The sequence below is a fragment of the Bradyrhizobium sp. CCBAU 45321 genome (assembly GCF_028128975.1).
Taxonomy (GTDB): domain Bacteria; phylum Pseudomonadota; class Alphaproteobacteria; order Rhizobiales; family Xanthobacteraceae; genus Bradyrhizobium; species Bradyrhizobium yuanmingense.
Genome location: NZ_LFKZ01000016.1, coordinates 139,022 through 158,204, shown reverse-complemented (window position 1 = coordinate 158,204; position 19,183 = coordinate 139,022). Strand labels below are relative to the sequence as shown.

The 19,183-nt window shown below is 64.0% G+C and carries 13 protein-coding genes; 4 read left to right on the top strand and 9 right to left on the bottom strand.

Annotation, left to right across the window (positions count from 1 at the left end; translation table 11 throughout):
• Window positions 1–102: 102 nt before the first annotated feature.
• From ACM43_RS04905 to ACM43_RS04880, 6 genes are all read right to left on the bottom strand, one after another.
• A complete protein-coding gene (locus tag ACM43_RS04905; RefSeq protein WP_271538488.1) occupies window positions 103–4,011 on the bottom strand; it encodes an RHS repeat protein in 3,909 nt (1,302 codons plus the stop codon).
• 534 nt (window positions 4,012–4,545) lie between these two features.
• Entirely contained in the window at window positions 4,546–5,937 is a 1,392-nt protein-coding gene (locus tag ACM43_RS04900) for a hypothetical protein (RefSeq protein WP_271538485.1), read from the bottom strand.
• Window positions 5,934–7,202 carry a glycosyltransferase family 4 protein gene (locus tag ACM43_RS04895; protein WP_271538483.1) on the bottom strand — a complete coding sequence of 423 codons (1,269 nt, stop codon included), beginning with the start codon at window positions 7,200–7,202 and terminating at the stop codon, window positions 5,934–5,936. The genes ACM43_RS04900 and ACM43_RS04895 overlap by 4 nt, the downstream gene beginning before the upstream one ends.
• Before the next feature lie 30 nt (window positions 7,203–7,232).
• Window positions 7,233–8,573 (bottom strand): hypothetical protein, encoded by a 1,341-nt coding sequence (locus tag ACM43_RS04890; protein WP_271538481.1) that lies wholly within the window; start codon window positions 8,571–8,573, stop codon window positions 7,233–7,235.
• A complete protein-coding gene (locus tag ACM43_RS04885; protein ID WP_271538479.1) occupies window positions 8,573–9,712 on the bottom strand; it encodes a glycosyltransferase in 1,140 nt (379 codons plus the stop codon). Before ACM43_RS04885 ends, ACM43_RS04890 begins: the two co-directional genes overlap by 1 nt.
• Before the next feature lie 253 nt (window positions 9,713–9,965).
• On the bottom strand, window positions 9,966–11,069 hold the full coding sequence (locus ACM43_RS04880) for a glycosyltransferase family 4 protein (protein WP_271538841.1): 1,104 nt from the start codon (window positions 11,067–11,069) through the stop codon (window positions 9,966–9,968).
• 181 nt (window positions 11,070–11,250) lie between these two features.
• On the opposite strand from ACM43_RS04880, the gene ACM43_RS04875 reads away from it, so the two are divergent.
• Complete coding sequence (locus ACM43_RS04875) at window positions 11,251–12,138, top strand: aldose 1-epimerase family protein (RefSeq protein WP_271538477.1); 888 nt, start codon at window positions 11,251–11,253, stop codon at window positions 12,136–12,138.
• Window positions 12,139–12,200: 62 nt separating this feature from the next.
• On the opposite strand, the gene ACM43_RS04870 is transcribed toward ACM43_RS04875, so the two are convergent.
• The gene (locus ACM43_RS04870) at window positions 12,201–13,049 is read right to left on the bottom strand and encodes an MBL fold metallo-hydrolase (RefSeq protein ID WP_271538475.1); all 849 of its coding nucleotides are present in this window, start codon (window positions 13,047–13,049) and stop codon (window positions 12,201–12,203) included.
• Between the two features lie 245 nt (window positions 13,050–13,294).
• On the opposite strand from ACM43_RS04870, the gene ACM43_RS04865 reads away from it, so the two are divergent.
• On the top strand, window positions 13,295–14,080 hold the full coding sequence (locus ACM43_RS04865; protein WP_271538473.1) for a response regulator transcription factor: 786 nt from the start codon (window positions 13,295–13,297) through the stop codon (window positions 14,078–14,080).
• Between the two features lie 67 nt (window positions 14,081–14,147).
• On the opposite strand, the gene ACM43_RS04860 is transcribed toward ACM43_RS04865, so the two are convergent.
• Both ACM43_RS04860 and ACM43_RS04855 read right to left on the bottom strand, forming a co-directional pair.
• On the bottom strand, window positions 14,148–14,918 hold the full coding sequence (locus tag ACM43_RS04860; protein ID WP_271538471.1) for a transglycosylase SLT domain-containing protein: 771 nt from the start codon (window positions 14,916–14,918) through the stop codon (window positions 14,148–14,150).
• 52 nt (window positions 14,919–14,970) lie between these two features.
• Entirely contained in the window at window positions 14,971–16,107 is a 1,137-nt protein-coding gene (locus ACM43_RS04855; RefSeq protein WP_271538469.1) for an alpha/beta hydrolase family protein, read from the bottom strand.
• Window positions 16,108–16,271: 164 nt separating this feature from the next.
• Here ACM43_RS04855 and pgm point away from each other — a divergent pair, with 164 nt between their 5' ends.
• Both pgm and ACM43_RS04845 read left to right on the top strand, forming a co-directional pair.
• Entirely contained in the window at window positions 16,272–17,918 is a 1,647-nt protein-coding gene (gene pgm, locus ACM43_RS04850; RefSeq protein ID WP_271538467.1) for a phosphoglucomutase (alpha-D-glucose-1,6-bisphosphate-dependent), read from the top strand.
• 212 nt (window positions 17,919–18,130) lie between these two features.
• Window positions 18,131–19,180 carry an aromatic ring-hydroxylating dioxygenase subunit alpha gene (locus ACM43_RS04845; RefSeq protein WP_271538465.1) on the top strand — a complete coding sequence of 350 codons (1,050 nt, stop codon included), beginning with the start codon at window positions 18,131–18,133 and terminating at the stop codon, window positions 19,178–19,180.
• Window positions 19,181–19,183 lie beyond the last annotated feature (3 nt).

The window sequence follows — 19,183 nt, the reverse complement described above, 5'->3', positions numbered from 1 at the left end:
TGCTCATCGATGAGGCAGGCGACAAACGAACAGAGCCGGGACCCTGCTCGGTCCCGGCTCCCTTAGCGCTGTTGGCGCCCGTTTGGGCAGATTTCGCCGTGCTTAGACGAACACGAAGTCGTGGCTGGTCAGGCTGGAGACGTAGACGTTCTTCAGCAGGATCGAATCGGTCGCCGAGAAAGTGATGAGCGCGTTCGTGCCGGACTGCGTGATCTGGAGCTGGCTGTAGTCCTCCGCCAGCAGTTTCGAGATCGCGATCGTGTCGTGCGTCGTCCCGCTGCCGGCCTGGAAGTTGAGGATCTGGTCCTGGCCGTGGTCGTACGCGATGGTCGTCGAGTTCGGCGCCGCCGAGAACACGTCATTGCCGGCCCCGCCCTGGATCGTCACGCCGCTGGCGACGGCCGTGACGTTGTGGGTGCCATCGGACTTGGTCTGATCGATGAACTCGAGCGCCTTGGCGGTGTTGTAGCTCTCGTGCTGCGTGACGCCGGCCTGTCCGTTGAAGTTGAACAGGAAGACGTCCCTCGAGCCGTCGGCGTGGCTGGCGATCTCCTGGGTCTTGATGCCGGCGCTGTTATAGATGTCGGTCAGCTTGCTGCCGTCATTGTTGATGACTTGCGTATAGTCCAGAGTGCCGTCGGCGTGGGTCCTTGTGATCTCGACGATCTTGCCCGAGGCATCGAGGTGCTGGTGCTGCGTCGTGTAGGACTGGCCTGTGATGTTGTAGTTCCAGTTGTCCGACGTGCCGTCGGCGTTCTTGATATAGGCAGCGGTCTTGATACCGCCGGTGTAGACCGTGGTGGAACTGTAGCCGTCGCTCTTGGTCGTCACCTCGCTGGTGATAATTCCTTTGGCGTCATACCAGCCCGAGGTCTTGGTGCCGTCGGCGCTCTGCACAAGGGTGAATGCCAGGCTGTCGTCGGCGTGGGTCCGCACGATGTGCGTAAGGAAACCGGTGGTATCGTAGGTATCGTGCTCTTTCGTGTAGTTCTGACCGACGACGTTGAAGAGATAGACATCCCTCGAGCCGTCGGAGTGATAGTCGGTTTGTGTCTTCTTGAGGCCTGAAGCGTCGTAATTGGTCACGACGCTGCCACCGTCGCTGCCGACGACCTGGGTATAGTCGAGCGTGCCGTCGGCGTGCCAGCGGGTCACCTCCGTCGTCTTGCCGGTCGGATCGAGATGCTGGTGCTGCGTGGCATAGCTCTGGCCGGTGATGTTGTAGGTGTAATTGTCTTGGCTCAGGTCGGCATTGGTGATGTAGGCCGCAGTTTTCAGGCCGTTGGTATAGACCGTTGTCGAGCTGTAACCGTCGGCCTTCGTGATCACCTCGCTGGTGAGGACCCCCTTGGCATCGTACCAGTCCGTCGTCTTGGTCCCGTCCTTGCTCTGCACCAGCTTGAACGCCATGCTGCCGTCCGCGTGCTTCCGGATCAGCGTCGTGAGGAAGCCGGTTGCATCGTAGACATTGTGTTCGGTCGTGTAGTTCTGGCCGGTGATGTTGTAGAGGAAGACGTCCTTGCTGCCATCAGCGTGGTACTCGGATTGCTTCGTCCGTACTCCCGTCGAGTCATAGATGGTGACGACGCTGCTCCCGTCGTTGTTGACGACCTGGGTATAGTCGAGCGTGCCATCCGCGTGCTTGCGGGTGACGGACGTGACCTTGCCGGACGGATCGATGTGCTGGATCAGCGTGGTGTAGCTCTGGCCGGTGATGCCGAAGGCATAGTTGTCCAGGCTGCCGTCGGCGTTCTTGATATAGGCTTTAGTCTTGACGCCGTTGCTGTAGAGGGTTGTCGAGGTGAAGCCGTCGGCCTTTTGGACCACCTCGCTGGTGAGGCTGCCGGCGGCATTGTACCAGTTGGTCGTCTTGGTGCCGTCGGCGGTTTGCATCAGCTCGAAGGCCAGGCTGCCGTCGGCATGCAGGCGCGTCAGGGTCGTGAGGAATCCGGTCGAATCGTAAACGTCGTGCTGGGTCGTATAGTTCTGGCCCTTGATGTTGTACGTCCAGACATCCTTGCTGCGATCGGCATGGTAGGCGGTCTCGATCAGTTTCACTCCCGTAGCGCTGTACAGCGTGATCACGCTGCTGCCGTCGCTATTGTAGACCTGGGTCGAGTCCAGCGTGCCGTCGGCGTGGCTGCGGATCACCGAGGTGACCTTCCCGGAGGCGTCGAGGTGCTGCACCTGGGTGGTGAAGCTCTTGCCCGTGATGTTGTAGGTATAGTTGTCCTGCGAGCGGTCCGCGTTCTTGACATAGGCGGCTGTCTTCACGCCGTTCGTGTAGAGCGTGGTGGAGTAATAGCCGTCGGACTTCTGGACGACTTCGCTCAGCAGGGTGCCGGCCGTGTTGTAGGTGTCGGTTGTCCGGGTTGCGTCGGTTCCGACATGAACGAATTTCGTCTGCACGCCGCCGGTGTAGCTGATCACGTCTTTGGAGCCGTCGCTGTGGACGATGGTGGTCGAGGTCGGCTGTCCGCTTGAATTGAGGCCGGTGTCGGATTTCGAGAGCAGCTTGCCGCTCGAATCGTAAGTCTTCGTGCTGGTCCAGGTCGCCGCCGAGTTCGTTACCGAGAACGTATATCCGCCCTGGATCTTGGACAGCGCGTTGCCGTAATGGGCGATCATGTAGTCCATGGTCGCTTTCGAGGCGACCTGCAGGACGTGGGAGTCGGTCAGGGTGATTGTCTGCAGCGCCGTCGAGTCGCTCAGATCGGACAGTTGCGGCACGATCTCCGCAGCCGTTCCGGTGACGCTGGTCCTTGTGTCCGGGGCGGGCGGCGTAGTCGGGGGCGCGTCGATCTCGATGATCACCGGGTGATCGCTGACCGGAATGGTGATGGTGCTGACGTCGGTGTAGCTGGCGATCGCTGTGGTGCCGGTCAGCGTGTCGTACACCTTCACGGTATGATGGACGGCGCCGAGGTTCACCGTCACCGTCTGGGCCGCATTGGACAGCTCGGTATCGGTGGCATCGTTCCAGAGCTTCGGCTCGGCCCAGACGACGAGTTCGTAGGCGCCATTGCTCTTGCCGAGCACCATGCTGTTGCCTGTGGGCGGCATGTTGCTCAGGGTGTAGTTCAGCGGATCAGTCGGCTGCAGGCCGCCCTTGCCGTCGTCGGCCAGGATGGTCGTCAGGTTGTGAATCGCCGTCGCGGCGAGCTTGGGCGTGCCGTCGGAGTTGAACAGGCCGAAATTGGCTTCGGGATTGGTGTTGGCGGCAGACGAGTCGCGGTCGAACAGCTCGTAGAGGTAAGTCGCGCTCGCGCCGGCCTTGTAGGCGACGACCAGCGTGTTCAGGATCGATTTGGCCTGCACCGTCTCGTTGACGCCGAGATACTGGGTATTGTTTTGCGTGGTATAACCGGTTTCCGTGATGACGACGGGCTTTCCCGGTGCCGCGCCCATGACGGCGCTCAGCGTCGCCGCAATGGAGTTGCTCGGATTGAGGCCGGTGCTGACATAGGCGTGGGCGTTGGCATAGTCGACCGAGCCCGACATGTTGCCGAGCTGGCTGTAGCCTTGCGGATCGTTGTAGGCCAATGACAGATTGTAGACGGGGATGCTGGCGAGCGCCGCGTTGGAATTGACGGCCTGATAGAGCGCGCTCTGGAACTGAGCCGCGGCCGAGAGGCTGGAGCTGCCATTGTAGCTGAAGGGCTGGTGATTGGCCTCGTTGAGACCCTCGATGGCGCTGATGCTGCCCGCGTGGGTCGCCGCGAACTTCTCGAGCGAGTCGATGTACTTCTGAAGTCCGGCCGTCCCCGTCTGCGGCAGGGCGGAGGAGACCAAGAAGTCGAACTTGTAACCGGCCGCGGCGAGGCCCTCGACCACCGGTTGCGCAGCGGGGCTCGTCCCCATCGCGTCGCGGAGATGGGTGACGCCGATATATTCGAGGCTGTCGGCCATCAGCGCGAGGTTGTTGTAGCCGGTCCATCCGAAACCGGCGTGCGTATTGACGCCGATGGAGTTGATGAAGCCGCTGGCGGACAGGATGGTTTGATCAGACATTGCAAACTCGAGTTTGAGCGCGAACGAAATTGCTCGCAGGGATTTGCGTCGAAGCTTCTCTGTCGAGTGTGAATTTCAGATAAAAATCGAAGCTACAAATCGCGAGTGAAATGCGGTTCCTTGCGCAGGAACAGCTCGACTCGTGTTGCAGCAGAATGCTGATGCGATGCCCGTGCAGGATGGCGTGAGAAAGGCGCTTTCAAGATTTCCACGATTCACGCTGCTAAATATATGCGCAAGCGGTGCGAGTTCGAACCAACGCTTCGGCTTGAGAGCGTGTCATACGAACGCGGCGCTGGGGTGCGACTCTTCGTCTGCGTCATCGGATTGCACAGGGAGCCGGCAGATGCCATTTTCACGGGCGAGTAAGTTGACACAGATTCTATCGCGTTGGTTGCGTCCGTATTTTCCCGGATATTGCCATTTGGTTGGACCGGGGAGGCGCAATGGTTCCGTCCAGGAACTGAATCAGCGCGGTGGCCCAACGGCTCAGTTGCTCGCACGCTGCGTTCCGATCCATGCCGGTGCGGCGAATTAGTCGCGGCGGGCCAACATCAGAAAATCTCCGCGCCAACCGATGACGGCTGTCGCGATTCCGGCGATCAAGATCTTGCCGGCAAGCCATGTCGCGGGCTCGGTCGGCATCGCGCCGAGTGATCCGATCAGGACGGCGGCCACCATCGCCTGCGCGACCAGTGACCAGCGCGGGAATGCCTCGAACCGCAGGGTCGGACCGAGCGCAACCACGATCGTCGCGAGCGTGGCGAGGCAAGCGCAGCCGACCGCCTGTTGCGGCGACAGGCCGGCCCATGCCGCGGCCAGCGCGACGGCAGCGACGATCGCGAGCTGGCCGGCCGCAACGATCACGAGCCTCGTTGCGAGCTTCTCCAGGTGCGGAACGACCGCGACGGTCGCCTGGAGATGCGTGTGCAGGAAATAGAAGACGGCCACAACAGGTGCCGTCGTCAGGAAGCCATCAAGGCTCTCCCGCGGCACCAGGATACGGGCTGCATCCGGAATGAAGCCGACGAGACCGCCGAGCAGCACGAGGGTCGTGCAGACCATGAACTCGAACATCCGCCGCGTCGATTGCACCGACTTCATGACGGTTCCGTGCTCGAAATCCTTCACGACATCGGGATAGCTCACGGTGTGGATCGCTGCATTGAGGACCCAGAACGGGCGTTGCAGCAGGTCGAGCGCGATCGAAAATCCGGCGCCGGCGCCCGTCGCGCCCAGCCGGCCGATGATGATGAAGCGGAGCAGCACCGGCACCGAGAGATGGATGACGGACGCACCCGCCGCCAGCATGCCGTAGCGGGAGAAATCCTTCCAGTCGGCCAGCATCGTCCGCAGCGGAACGCGCTCCAGGGGGGTGCGATAGGCCACCAGCCCCGCGAGCAGGCCCAGGGCGTGGCCCGCACTGACGCCGAGCAGCGCCGCTTCCGCCGTTCCCCAAATTGCCGCACCCGCGGCGGCTCCGGTCAGAAGGGCGGTAGCGCGAAACGCCAGGAGAGAGGAGGCGACACCCAGCCGGTCGGACAGGCGGACCGACAGCAAATAAAGGTCGGTCAGGCCCTGAAGCACGGAGATGCCGAGGCCCAGCGCGATGATCCCGGCCGGGAGCACGCTGGCCAGAGATGCGCAGCCGCCGACCACGACGAGCGCGCCTGCGCTCGACAGGCCCGCGGCAAAGAGCGACCACCTCAGCCGCGCCGCCTCGTTCTCCCCGGCTGCTGCCAGGAAACGCAATCCGGCGAGTTGCAGCCACTCGAACATCAGGACGCAGAGCAACTGGCTCGAGGCCAGTGCCAACGAGAAATTGGTGTAGTCGGCGGCGGGCAACAGATGACTGATCGCGAAGATCAGGATGATCGCCGCGGCGCTCTGATAGAGGTAGCCCGCCATCGCGAAGAGGCGTGTCATCTCGGAATGAGGCGCTCCTTGCCGACGGCCCGCGGCGCTTCAGTCGTTGCTGCGCGCACGCGCGACATTCGCTGCTCGCGCAATTGTTCATACAGATTCTTGTATGACGACAGCACGTCGGCAAATATCCATTTGTTGGTATCCGCGATCAGGCGCCGGCTGATCTCGTCGATCTTGTGCGGATCGGAGGCGACTGCGAGCATGCTGTCGGCCAAGGATCGAGGATCGGCTTCAGTCAGCCAGCCGGTCACGCCATGCTCGATCACTTCGGGCATGCCGCCAAAGCGCGTTCCGAGCAGCGGCCTGCCGGCCGCCTTGGCGTCGGCGACGACGAGCGGACCAGGGTCGTGCCAGATCGAGGGGGCAATCACCACGTCGACCTGCTTGTAGAAATCGTCCGGCACCACGAATCCCATGAACTCGATACGCGCATCCGGCGCGAGCGCCCTGAGGCGCCGTTGTTCCTCGTCGCTGACGCGACCGGCGATCAGCATCCGGATGCGATCCCGGGGCAGCATGGCAAGTGCCCGCATCAGATTGTCAATGCCCTTCTCCTCAGTGAGCCGGCCGATAAACCCGAACGTCACTTCCGTGGTGCAGACCGGGCGAGGGTAGGGCTCGCGCGGCGGCTCGGTCGAGGCGTTGCGGATCACGGTGCGGATCGGCGTCTCCGCGAACATGCCCATGTCGGTATGAATGGACAGCACGCGCTCGCTCACGCCGACCACGGCGCTGAGCCAATGCGTCGCCCGCTTGCGATGGAAGGTCAGGATGCTGCAGCTCGTGCAGGTGTGCTCGCAGGAGCGTCCCTTGTCGAAGCGCGAGCAGCGCGGACAGGTCAGATAATAGTCGTGAAGCGTGTGCAGCACCGGCACGCCGAGCTGGGCGGCAACGCGCCAGATCGCGGTGGTCAGACCGGACAGATTGTTAGAGTGCAGCACGTCCGGCTTGAAGGCCCGGATGCGTTCCGCGATCAGCGGCGCCTGCATCTGCCAGTCGTCGACCGCATGCCAGATGCTGCGCAAGACGGTGTTCTTCTGCTCCGTGAAGGGCCGGTAGATGTTCTGTACCGGCGCGGAATGGACGTTGATGCCGTTGCAGCTTTCGCGCTCCTGCCCGGGAGACGATGCGGCCCGGATCACCTCGACCTCGTCTCCGCGCTGCACCAGGCCCTCGGCGAAGCGCCGCGCGAAGATCTCTGCACCGCCGACGATCTTGGGGGCCTGAGGCGTCGGATAAAGCGTGGACGTCAAAAGAACTTTCATCACTGAACCTCATGTTTTGCAAAATCGCGCTTACCGCGCCGGCCTTATCTCCAAAGCGGGCATGGCACCGTTGCTCGCTGCAATGAGGACCGGCGTGGTCGAAACCGGAATCCAGGCACCGGACGCAGGTCTTGCGGCCGAGTCGCACGGCATCGCAAAGGTTGCGCCGTCCTGATCGCCCTTTATCCGGACCTCGTAACGCCGCTCGGGAGTCTCGGACCACACCGCAACTCTGGCGCCGGACGTCGTCGTTGCATTGATCGACACGACCCCGGTGGCGAGCTCGCGTTTCTCGGCGCTCAGGCTGGAGCGGATGAAAGCCCAGGCGCCCTGAACCGCGCAGGCGACGGGCTTCGGCGAATTGTCGAAACGGTAGAGCCCGAAATTGTGCTCCAGGTCCGATGCGTCCTTTCCACTGTCCTTGAGTTCGTAGAACCACATTCCTTTGAGCCAGCGCGCCGCGGTCGATGCCCACAAGATGAGCTGTGCCGTATTGTCGGACTGGGCTTGTTCGCTGACGCCGCATTTATTGGTGGCAGCCGTGGTCCACCCGGTCTCGGTGACATAGATCGGAAAATCGGGGTTTCCGCTGGCCTGGCCGACCAGGCGGTGAAACGCCGTGAGCCGCTCTATGATTTCGGCCGAGGTGCGTTTGCTCGGGCCCATGCAGAAATTGTAGAGATGGATCGATGCGCCGTCCGCATATTGAAGAATGCCGGTCCGCAGCATCTTCTCGGTCCATGTCCAGCCCAGATCGTCGCCGAGCGCGCCCACCAAGAACGGCGCATTTGGCGCCACCCGCTTGACTACCGGCCGCGTGACCTCGGCAAGCGCCCGATAGTTTTCCGGCGAGAACGCAGGATCTTTCTTCGCCGCCAGGTTCCATTCGTTCCAGAGCTCGAACAGCGGATGCTGCGCCACCACCGATTGCGCCGCCGCCGCCGCATAATCGGCGAACCGCTGCCGCGCCTCGTCGGTCGTCGGTGGCGAGGAATTCGGAACGAGATGATGGCCGAAGGCGAGGATCAGGAGAGGGCGCGCGACGCCGGCCTTGACCTGCGCTTCGAGCCTGCCAAGTCGGGGTGTGAAGCCCATCCGGCGTCCCCCAACCTCGAACTCGGACCAGGGAAAATCATCGCGAAAGGAATTGAGACCGAGTTGCTTGATCTGGGCGACGTTTTCCGAAGGCACGTATCCGCGCGCGCTCACCGGGCCGCCCAGCCCCTGATGCGTGCCGACCCCGAGCAGGAATCGGGCATCGAGCGGTTGCGCCTGCTGTGCGCAGACCGAGACCGGAAGGAGAATGGATGCGATGAGGCTCGCGAGGCGGAGGCTGTCGCGAACCAAGGTGCGTGGGAGCGGTGCAGCCATCAGAAATTCTTGGAGAGATCCGACTGCAGCGCCGCCTTCGCTTCGACGGGCGTCTGGTCGTCCTGAAGCAGCTCGACATAGACCTGCTGCAATTGCGCATGCGTCTTCTCGACGTCATAGAGCTGCTTGAACCGGTCGTAGCCGCGCTGCCCCAGCACCTTGAGATCGAGATCGAGTGCGCGCCGGAAACCATCCACGAGCGGCTGGACCGCGACGGGTTCGCAAAGCACGCCGGTCACGCCATCGACGACGATCTCGGGCAAAGCTCCGCTACGGAACGCAAGGATGGGCTTGGCCGCCCGCATCGCTTCGAGCGCAACGAGGCCAAAGGCTTCCCAACGTGACGGAATCACGACGAGGTCGGCGGCCTCGAGCTGGGTCTCGATGGTCGGGCGGTCGAGCCAGCCCAACAGGGACACGTTGGACGGGACGGTCGGACCTTCGTACTTGTTGACCACGGAGGCGCCGATCATGCGGACGTCCAGCACATCCTCGAGCGCGCGTGCCGCTTCGATCAGCAGATCGAACCCCTTCTGCCGGTCCAGGCGTCCGATGAACAGCACCTTGACCTTCTTCGAGGTCCAGTCAGCCGCGACGGGCTGCGGCGTGCGGCTCTTCGAGATGCCGTTGTGGACCACGGTGAGGCGGTCGGCAGGAATTCCCGAGCGCACCGCCTCGCTATACTCGTCGCCGGAGATGCAGATGATTCGGTCCGAGGTGCGCGCAAGCAGGTTCTCCGCGGTCTTCGTCAGCTTATGACTGAAGCGGCCGGTCTCGCGCGAAAATGCCCAGCCGTGCGGACAATAGACGACGCGCGGTCCGCCCGAGCGGGCTGCGAGCGCGGGCCGGAGCACGAGCCCTGCAAAGGAAGAATGCAGGTGCACCACGTCCGGTCTGAAGGCATCCAGCGCTTGCATGCTGGCACGCAGCATCTGGAATAGGCCGGCGACGCTGCGGCCGGATCGTTCGAATGTTGTAATCTGGTTGTCATCGATCGCACCGAGGTCGCCCCGATGATCCGACGGTACAACATAGTGCACGTTCTCGGCACCGAAGCTGGCCTGCTGCTGAGGATGCAACTCGTTCAGATAGCTCGCGATCCCGCCACGGATTGTTTCGGCGATGTGCAGCACTTTCATCGTTTGCCTTGCGTAGGGCCGCGTTGGAGAGCCGGACATCTGTATCCCTGTTCTGTGTTCGCTAGTGCGAAACACAGTTCCTCGAATACGTAGCGATATTGGGGCAGCGATGTGGTGATGTTGCGCCAAGGCGCTCGTGCTTGCGATCACCGCAAGAACGAAGAAAAAGAATCATGGAACCAGGCAAAGAGCTGCGAGTTGCAAGCCGTTTGTGCAAGAACCGTTGCGCGCGATAGGCGAACCGCGCCTCGTTTCACGCAGCGCTGGCGACGTTCGCCGGCACTGCGAGGTGATCGAGCAACGTCTTCGCCGATTTCTTCCACGAATAGAGTGCAAGGCGATCCTGTTGCCGCCGGCGTTCCTGGTCCGAGATCGCGCCGATTGCCAATCTTTCGAGCATGAGCTGCTTCAGCGCATCGGCATCAGTGGCGTCAAAATACGCAGCCGCGTCGCCGCACGTCTCCACGACGGCGTCGGCCCTCGAGGCGATCACCGGGCAGCCGAAGATCATGGCTTCGAGCGGCGGCACGCCGAACCCCTCGTAGAGCGAGGGAAACACGAAGGCCGATGCGTGCGCATAGAGCGCCGCAATCTCGCTGTCGGTCAGACGGCCGGCCAGCACCAGGCCGGAAGCCCCTTCGCCCGAATTATCCTGAAAGACCTTGCTGTTATCGCCGCCGACAATGACCAGGGGAACGTCGGCCCGGTCGAGCAGCTGGATGGCGCGGATCGCGACGGACAGATTCTTGTTCTTGGTTTTCGAGCCCACGAAGAGGAAGAACTTCTGCGGCTGAACGCCAAGTCGGGCCAGGATGCTGGGATCGGGCTTCGTGGCTGCAAAGTGCTCGGCGCTGTTGGGGAAGACGGGAATGCGCGATGCCGAGAGATTCAGCACGTCCGCAAGCTCCTTGCGGGAAAATCCCGACACCGTTGCGATGCTTGCGTGCCGCGCGAGCATCCGGCCCATCGTGCGATGGACGGTCAGATAGCGCCAATTGAAGAAGTCGGGCCTGCGAAAGACCTGGGCGTCGTGAATCACGACAATATGGTGGCGATGGAAGACTGGCCCGGAATTGGCCAGGCTGATCAAGCGGCCTCCGGCGGCAGCGCGGGCGAGATCGATTTGATCCCACGCGTGCCCATGCAACCGGCCGACAGCGCGAATCTTGATCCGGTCGAGATTAAGTTCCTCGCTTGCATCCGCGGGCTTCAACAATTGCCAGTCTGCGTTGCGCAGCGAGGCCGGAATCTGCTCCGACGCGAGCAGCACGTCGATCGCCTTGACCATTTCAGCGGCATAGCGCTGCACGCCCGTGAGCTTTTGCGACAGAAAGCGGCCGTTGATGAAGAATTTCAATTGAGGACCACGATGGTTCATGGAGTTCCGGCCGGGTTCGCGGGGAGCTCGCGGTGGAGGAGCCGCACGTGAGCAATCGTTAGGTACAGAAATATGACGCAGCCGGGCATGGCTCGGAGGCGCCGCCTGCATGGCCCGGCGTCGCCTTGCTGCGTGCCAGGCCGGGGTGTAGAGGTCGGCCATGACCGATGACACCCACTCCTTCCGCTGCGGCTCGCTCACCGCGACCGTCAAGGCGCACGGCGCCGAGCTCTGCTCGCTGAAGGGCGGCGGCACCGAATTCCTCTGGCAGGCGGGGCCGGAATGGCCGCGTCACGCGCCGCTGCTGTTTCCGATCGTCGGGCGCCTTGCCAACGACGAATTGCGGCATCAGGGCAAGACGTATCGGATGACGCAGCACGGCTTCGCCCGCGACAGCCGCTTCGTGTGGGCAGAACGCGGCGAGAGCCGCTGCACCCTGGTGCTCGATGATAATGAGACGACGCGCGCGCTCTATCCGTTCCCGTTCCGGCTGACGGCGGCCTATGCTCTCGATGAGTCCGGCCTCGATCTGACGCTCACGATCGCCAACACCGGCAAGGAGACGTTGCCGGCCTCGCTCGGCGGTCATCCCGCCTTCAATTGGCCGCTGCAGCCCGGCGCGGCGAAGGAGAGCCATGCGCTGACTTTCGCGAGCGCCGAACCGTCTCCGGTCCGCCGTCTCGAAGGTGGATTGCTGCGGCCGGCAGCGGAGCCGAACCCGGTCAAAGGCACCTCGCTTCCCTTGTCGGACTCCCTGTTCGTCGACGACGCCATCATCTTCGACCGCATCGAGAGCACTTCGGTCCGCTATGCCGCGGCGGGCGGTGCATCGACCGGGCCATGGCTGAAAATGTCCTGGCGCGGATTTCGCGAGCTCGGCGTCTGGTCGAAACCGTCGGGCGCGCCGTTCCTCTGCATCGAGCCCTGGCGCGGCTACGCAAGTCCCGCCGGCTTTCATGGCGAGTTCACCGACAAGCCGGGACTGATGCACATCGCGCCGGGCGCTGAGGAAAAGTTATCCTTCCGGATCGAGGTCGGATCGTCCTGACGCCGAACGGCTTCCGCACGCATGATTTGTTGCGGCGCGCGTGCTTCGATCTTCGATCATCCTCAGACCTCGATGCGCGTGAGATCCTCGCCGAGCACGACGGGTCCTGCATAGTCCCGCCTGACGTCATCAAGCAATGCGTTCAGCATGGCATCGTCGGTGCGCGGACGGTGATGGGTCAGCGCGAGCTTCTTGACGCCGGCTTTGGCCGCGATCTTCCCGACGGTGTCGCCGCAGGCGATCGTATATTTCGCGAGCCGGCGCAAATGTTCGTTGTTGATCTCCGGCGTGGCGAGGAAGCAGCACTGCACCAGCAGGTCGGCTCCCTCGGCCAGCCGCTCGAGCCCGGGGCAGGGGACGGTGTCGCCGGAAATAGCAATGACCTTGCCTTCCGCTTCGAAGCGATAGCCGAGACACATCCAGCGCGCCAGAAAGGCCGGCGACATGTCGAGGCCGTCGCCATGCGAGACCAGTTCGGCACTGATCTTCCAGCGACCGGTGTCGACCACGGGGCCTGGAATGATGTCCGTTGCGGCGACGGGCTTCCAGCCGCCGAAGGTCGGCTCGCCCTGGTCGCGCCAGGCGATGTCCTTGTCGTAGACCTGCGTGACGAGCGTGTTGACGAGGCGTTCGGTGTCCGGCGGGCCGTAGACGCGCAACGCGTCCTTGCGCCCGTGCATCCACGAATTCAACATCACATCGTAGAGATCACCGATGTGATCGAAATGGTGATGGGTGAGGAAGACCGTGTTGATGGCGCCGAGCGGCGCGCCGGCCTTGTGAAGCTGCACCATGACGCCACGGCCGGCGTCGAACAGGATGTTCTCCTCGCCAAGCCTGATCAGCGTGGTCGTCGCCATGCGGTGCGGGTCCGGGCGCGGGCCGCCGGTGCCGAGCAATATGACCTCCATGCGCCACCTCCGAGTGCAGGCTTTTGGAGGCACAGTAGATGCGAAGCTCACAGGGGAGCAAGCCGCAGGCGGCCGCTCGAAGTACGATCTGATTTTCCGAATCGAGAGGCTGTCGGCGCGACGGTGCGCGGAATGAGAATTGTGGGCCAATTCATACTTAATGTGCCAAGAGCATGACCAATACTGTTTGCGCATCACAACGTGCCTAGTATCGCGGCAGGCAATTTCGGGGGCTCGAACAGGCTGTGAATGTCCGTTCACATGACGGCGCGTTGCGCGGCGACTTGAATCTGCAGGTCGGGACGCAGGCACATGGGACCGCCAGGACGGCGGTAGCTTCCGCTCGTCCGGTCGGCCGCGAGCGGCTGATCGTCGTCGAGGACGATCCGGTCACGCGGACCATGCTGGTCGACTATTTCAGCGACAACAATTTCGACGTGGTCGGCGCCGGCACCTGCACGGAGTGCCGTCAGGCGCTGCGCGCGCGCACCGATCTCGTCTTCCTCGACGTGCAACTGCCCGACGGCGACGGCTTCGAGCTCGCAAAGGAGATCCAGGCCACCAGCAACGCGGGCATCATCTTCGTGACGCGGCGCGACACCGACGTCGACCGCATTCTCGGCCTCGAGGTCACCAAGCCGATCAACCTGCGCGATCTGCTCGCGCGTGCGCGCAGCGTGCTGCGGCGCCGCTCGATCGACCGCAAGGCGGCGCGCAGCCACAATTCGATCGCGTTCGGCGACTGGATCATCGACCTGACCCGGCGCGAATTGCTTGGCAATGACGGCAGGCCGGTGGCGCTGACGCGCGCCGCATTCGACCTGCTGGCGGCGCTCGTCGGCGCCGACGGCGGGCCGCTCAGCCGCGACTATCTGATCGAGGTGGTCAGCAACCGCCAGGCCGAGGTCGACATCCGCACCGTCGATGCGCTGGTGGCGCGGCTGCGCCACAAGCTCGTCGGCAGCGGCACGCCCGTGATCGCGACCGTCACCGGCGTCGGCTACAAGCTCGCGCTCAGCGAGCGGCTGTAGCGCATGATCCGGAAAGGCGTGCAGGGTTTTCCGGCAAGATCATGCTCAGACCATAGGACATCGCCCGTCAGCGCGATGCGACGCGCTTCCAGCGTGCTTCGATGCGCGCCTTGATCTGGCCGACCCTCGCCTCGTGGGCGGCCCAATAGGCGCGGCTGGCGGCCGCGGTGCCTTGACGATAACGGGCATAGACCGCCTTCGGCTGCACCGGGATTTTCGGGCGGCTCGCCGGTTTCACGGGCGCCGCAGCCGCAACCGCAGCGGCAGCTGCAACCGTGGACGCCGGATCCGGCGCAGCCGCAGCTTCGGGCCGTTCCGGCATCGCGCTCATCGCGACAAGCCGGTTGCGGGCCCGGTTGCAATAGACCTGCGACCGCGCGGTCATCTCCTCTTCGCCATGACCCGCCCGGTATTTCATCAGGGCGCGGCAGAGATCCCCGCCCGAAAGCCGCCAGGCCTGGCTGAGATAGAGCACCCCGTAATGGATGTTGATATCAGGCTCTGCCAGCTCCGCGTTGCTGCCGCGGAAGCCCAGCATCGCCGCGGTCTCGGGGCGCACCTGCATCAGGCCGATTTCGCCCGCGCTGCCGATGACCGCCGGGTTGTAGCCGCTTTCGACGAAGACGACCGCCTCGGCGATATCGGCCGGCAGATTGGTGTTCTTGGTTTCCCTCTCGATGATCTTCCGGATCGTGGCCCGCGACCAGGGCGTTTCGCCGGCGCCGAGCTCGCTGCTGCCGTCGGCCGCATGTGCGCCGATCGGGGCCGACACGAGCAGGACGACCGCGACGTGCCTCCACGTCGCGCCGAGAACGAAGCGTGCCCGATCCCGCAGCATGGGCCTGTCATAGAGCGCCGGAGTTAACAAACCGGCCTCTGGCGTGTGTTCGTCACGGTCGCGCGCGGGCGCTCTGGTCGGTGGATCTGGCCTGCGACGGCTCCGCCAACTGGTCATCGACCGCATAGAGCGTGCAGCTGGGCGACCATTTCATGCAGGCTGCCAGCGAGTCGCGCCGGGCCTCCTCGGTCGTCGCACGTCCAGCGCGCCAGCCGTAGCCGCCGTTCGGCGACACCGCAAAGGCCTTGTGCGGCAGCAGGCTGGCGAGATAGCGCGCGAACTCGGCCCGCGCCGCCTCGTTGAGCTGGCGTGGCGGCGGCAGCGGATCGGGCAGGCTCAGGAGGTCATGGCCGAGCCCGCGCTCGCGCAGGAAGGCGTCGAGATACGGCGTCCATTGCGGCCGGCCCACGACCGAATAGAGATAATGCCCGTCTTCGCCGTAAGCCGGTGCCGCCACGAAGCTCGCATTGCCGCCGCCGGCGCGAAACCCGTCGTGGAGCCGGCGCGCGAGGTCGGGACCGAAATAGGAATCGTTGCTGGCATAGACCCACAGCATGGGCACGCGCGAGGTCTTGCCGAAGGTGGCGAAGGCCTGCACCAGCCCATCCGGATTGCAGACATCGTCGTCGTTGCGCGAGCCGCGGCCGCCGGCAAAATTGATCGCGGCGACGAGGCCCGCCGGCGCCTGTGCGCTCAGCGCCACCGTTGCAAGGCCGCCTGCGGAATGGCCGGCCGCGATCATGCCCGATGTCGTCACGTCGGCCCGGTGCGCCATCGCATCGATCGCGGTGCGCAGATCGGCAACCGCGACGGCGGCAGCCGGCAGGTACGCGGCCCTTGCGCAACTGCCGACGCTGTCGACGCGCCCGCCCGGCGAGGTGCCGTAGCCGCGCCGCATCACCACCAGCGCCGCAAAGCCGCGCCGGGCGTATTCCAGCGCGATGCCATAATATCGGTGCGCCGACATGGTCGCGCGGTCGTCGAACTTGCGCGGCGAGCCGTGGCTGAGCAGCGCCAGCGGATAGCGCTTGGTCCCCACTGGTCGGACCAGAAAGGCCTCCAGCCCCTGCGGTCCGGCCTCCGCCATCGGGATGCGCAGGTCCTCGGTGTAGAACTCCGCGGCGCGCGCCGGTGCACCGGCCAGGGCGAGGCCGGCGATCAGCACGAGCAGCTTGCGCGAAGGGATCATGAGACGATTCGAAAGGGCGGTGCTGCCGAGCATAGCACGAAGGCCGCTCGTCGGGACTGCAGCGCCTCCAAGGAACGCCTTCCCGCTCGCGCGTGTTGTGCTCTTGGCGGGGGCTTGGCCGATGCTATGGTGTCCCGCACTCACGACAGGACGAGGGTATTCCAGTGGCTGATGTTCATCCCGCGGCGGGCAAGCAGGCCTCGCCGGACGCGCTCACCAATATTCCGCGGCTGGTGACGGCCTATTTCGCCGGCAAGCCGGATGCGTCCGATCCGGCACAGCGCGTGGCATTCGGCACGTCGGGCCATCGCGGCACCTCATTCAAGAACACCTTCAACGAAGGCCACATCCTCGCCACCACGCAGGCGATTTGTGATTACCGCAAGGAGAAGGGCCTGACCGGCCCGCTCTTCATCGGCATCGATACCCATGCGCTGGCCGAGCCGGCGCTTGCAAGCGCCATCGAGGTGTTCGCCGCCAACGGCGTCGAGGTCATGATCGACAAGGATGGCGGCTACACGCCGACGCCCGTCATCTCGCATGCGATCCTCACCTATAACAAAGGCCGCACCAGCGGCCTCGCCGACGGCGTCGTCATCACCCCCTCGCACAATCCCCCCGAGGATGGCGGCTACAAATACAATCCGCCTCATGGCGGCCCGGCCGATACGGACGTGACCGCTGCCGTCGAGAAGTGCGCCAACGCCTATCTCGCCGGCGAGCTCGAGGACGTGAAGCGCATCGACTATGCCAAGGCGCGCAAGGCCGCCAATGTCCACGCCTACGACTTCATCACGCCTTACGTCGCCGATCTCGGCAATGTCGTCGATCTCGACCTCGTCAAATCCGCCGGCGTCAAGATCGGCATCGATCCGCTCGGCGGCGCCGCCGTGCATTACTGGCATCCGATCATCGAGCGCTATGGCCTCAACGCAACGGTCGTGAACGAGGCGATCGACCCGACCTTCCGTTTCATGACGGTGGACTGGGACGGCAAGATCCGCATGGACTGCTCCTCGCCCTACGCGATGGCGAGCCTGATCGGCATGCGCGACCGCTTCGACGTCGCCTTTGCCAACGACACCGACGCCGACCGCCACGGCATCGTCACGCGCACCGGCGGGTTGATGAATCCGAACCATTACCTGGCGACCGCGATCTCCTACCTGTTCGCGCACCGTCCGGATTGGGGCAAGGATGCCGCGATCGGCAAGACCGTGGTGTCGAGCTCGATCATCGACCGCGTCGCCAAAAAGCTCGGCCGCAAGCTGGTGGAGACGCCGGTCGGCTTCAAATGGTTCGTCGACGGCCTCGTCACCGGCGGCTTCGGCTTCGGCGGCGAGGAGAGTGCAGGGGCCTCGTTCCTGCGCCGCGACGGCGCGGTGTGGACCACCGACAAGGACGGCGTCATCCTCGGCCTGCTCGCTGCCGAGATCATGGCCAAGACCGGCCGCGATCCCAGCCAGATCTTCAATGATCTCACCGCCGAGTTCGGCATGCCGCATTACGCCCGCATCGACGTTGCCGCCACCGGGCCGCAGAAGAACATCCTGAAGTCCCTCACGCCGGAGCAGCTCGGCCTCAAGGACCTCGCCGGCGATCCCGTTCGTGCGACGCTGAGCAAGGCGCCCGGCAACGGCCAGCCGTTCGGCGGCATCAAGGTCGAAACCGATTTCGGCTGGTTCGCGGCGCGCCCGTCCGGCACCGAGGACGTCTACAAGATCTACGCCGAAAGCTTCCGCAGCCCCGAGCACCTGAAACGGATCCAGGAGGACGCCCAGGCGGGCCTAGCCAAGGTGTTCGCGGCGTAAGTTGTTCCGAGAGGTCGCCGCTGTCCTACCCTCCCCTGGAGGGCCCTCCCTCCAGGGGAGGGTAAGCGGAGCCGGAGCCGGACGCGGTCATTCCCCCGCTATGTATACAATCACAAGGATAAAGGTATTGAGGTAGAGCTGATTCTATCTTGAACAATTCTATCCTTCAGCTATTGTATACATAACGTATTCATAAGCCGTGGGAGTGAGACATGACAAAACCCTTCCCCATGAACGCCTGGTACGCCGCGGCGTGGGACGCCGACGTCAAGGCGGCGCTGTTGCCGCGAACGATCTGCGGCAAGCATGTCGTGATGTATCGCAAGGCCGACGGCACGGTGACCGCGCTGGAGGACGCCTGCTGGCATCGCCTGGTGCCGCTGTCCAAGGGCCGGCTCGAAGGCGACACCGTCGTCTGCGGCTATCACGGTCTGAAGTACAATGCGCAGGGCCGCTGCACCTTCATGCCCTCGCAGGAGACCATTAATCCCTCGGCCTGCGTGCGTGCCTATCCCGTGGTCGAGCGTCACCGCTACGTCTGGCTCTGGATGGGCGATCCCGCGCTCGCCGATCCCGCGCTCGTCCCCGACATGCACTGGAATCACGATCCGGCCTGGGCCGGCGACGGCAAGACCATCCACGTCAAATGCGACTACCGCCTCGTGCTCGACAATCTCATGGACCTCACCCACGAGACCTTCGTGCACGGCTCCTCCATCGGTAACGACGCCGTCGCCGAGGCGCCGTTCGACGTCACCCACGGCGAGAAGACGGTAACGGTGACGCGCTGGATGCGGGGCATCGAGCCGCCGCCGTTCTGGGCCAAGCAGCTCGGCAAGCCCGGCCTCGTCGACCGCTGGCAGATCATCCGCTTCGAGGCGCCGTGCACCATCGCGATCGACGTCGGCGTCGCGCCGACAGGGACCGGTGCACCGGAAGGCGACCGCTCGCAAGGCGTCAACGGCTTCGTGCTCAACACCATCACGCCGGAGACCGAGAAGACCTGTCATTACTTCTGGTCCTTCGTCCGCAACTATCGTCTCGGTGAGCAGCGCCTCACCACCGAGATCCGCGAGGGCGTCTCCGGCATCTTCCGCGAGGACGAGCTGATCCTCGAAGCGCAGCAGCGCGCGATGGACGAAAACCCCGACCGCATCTTCTACAACCTCAACATCGACGCCGGCGCGATGTGGTCGCGCAAGCTGATCGATCGGATGGTGGCGAAGGAGAACGCCCCAAAGCACCTTCAGGCCGCGGAGTAGAAC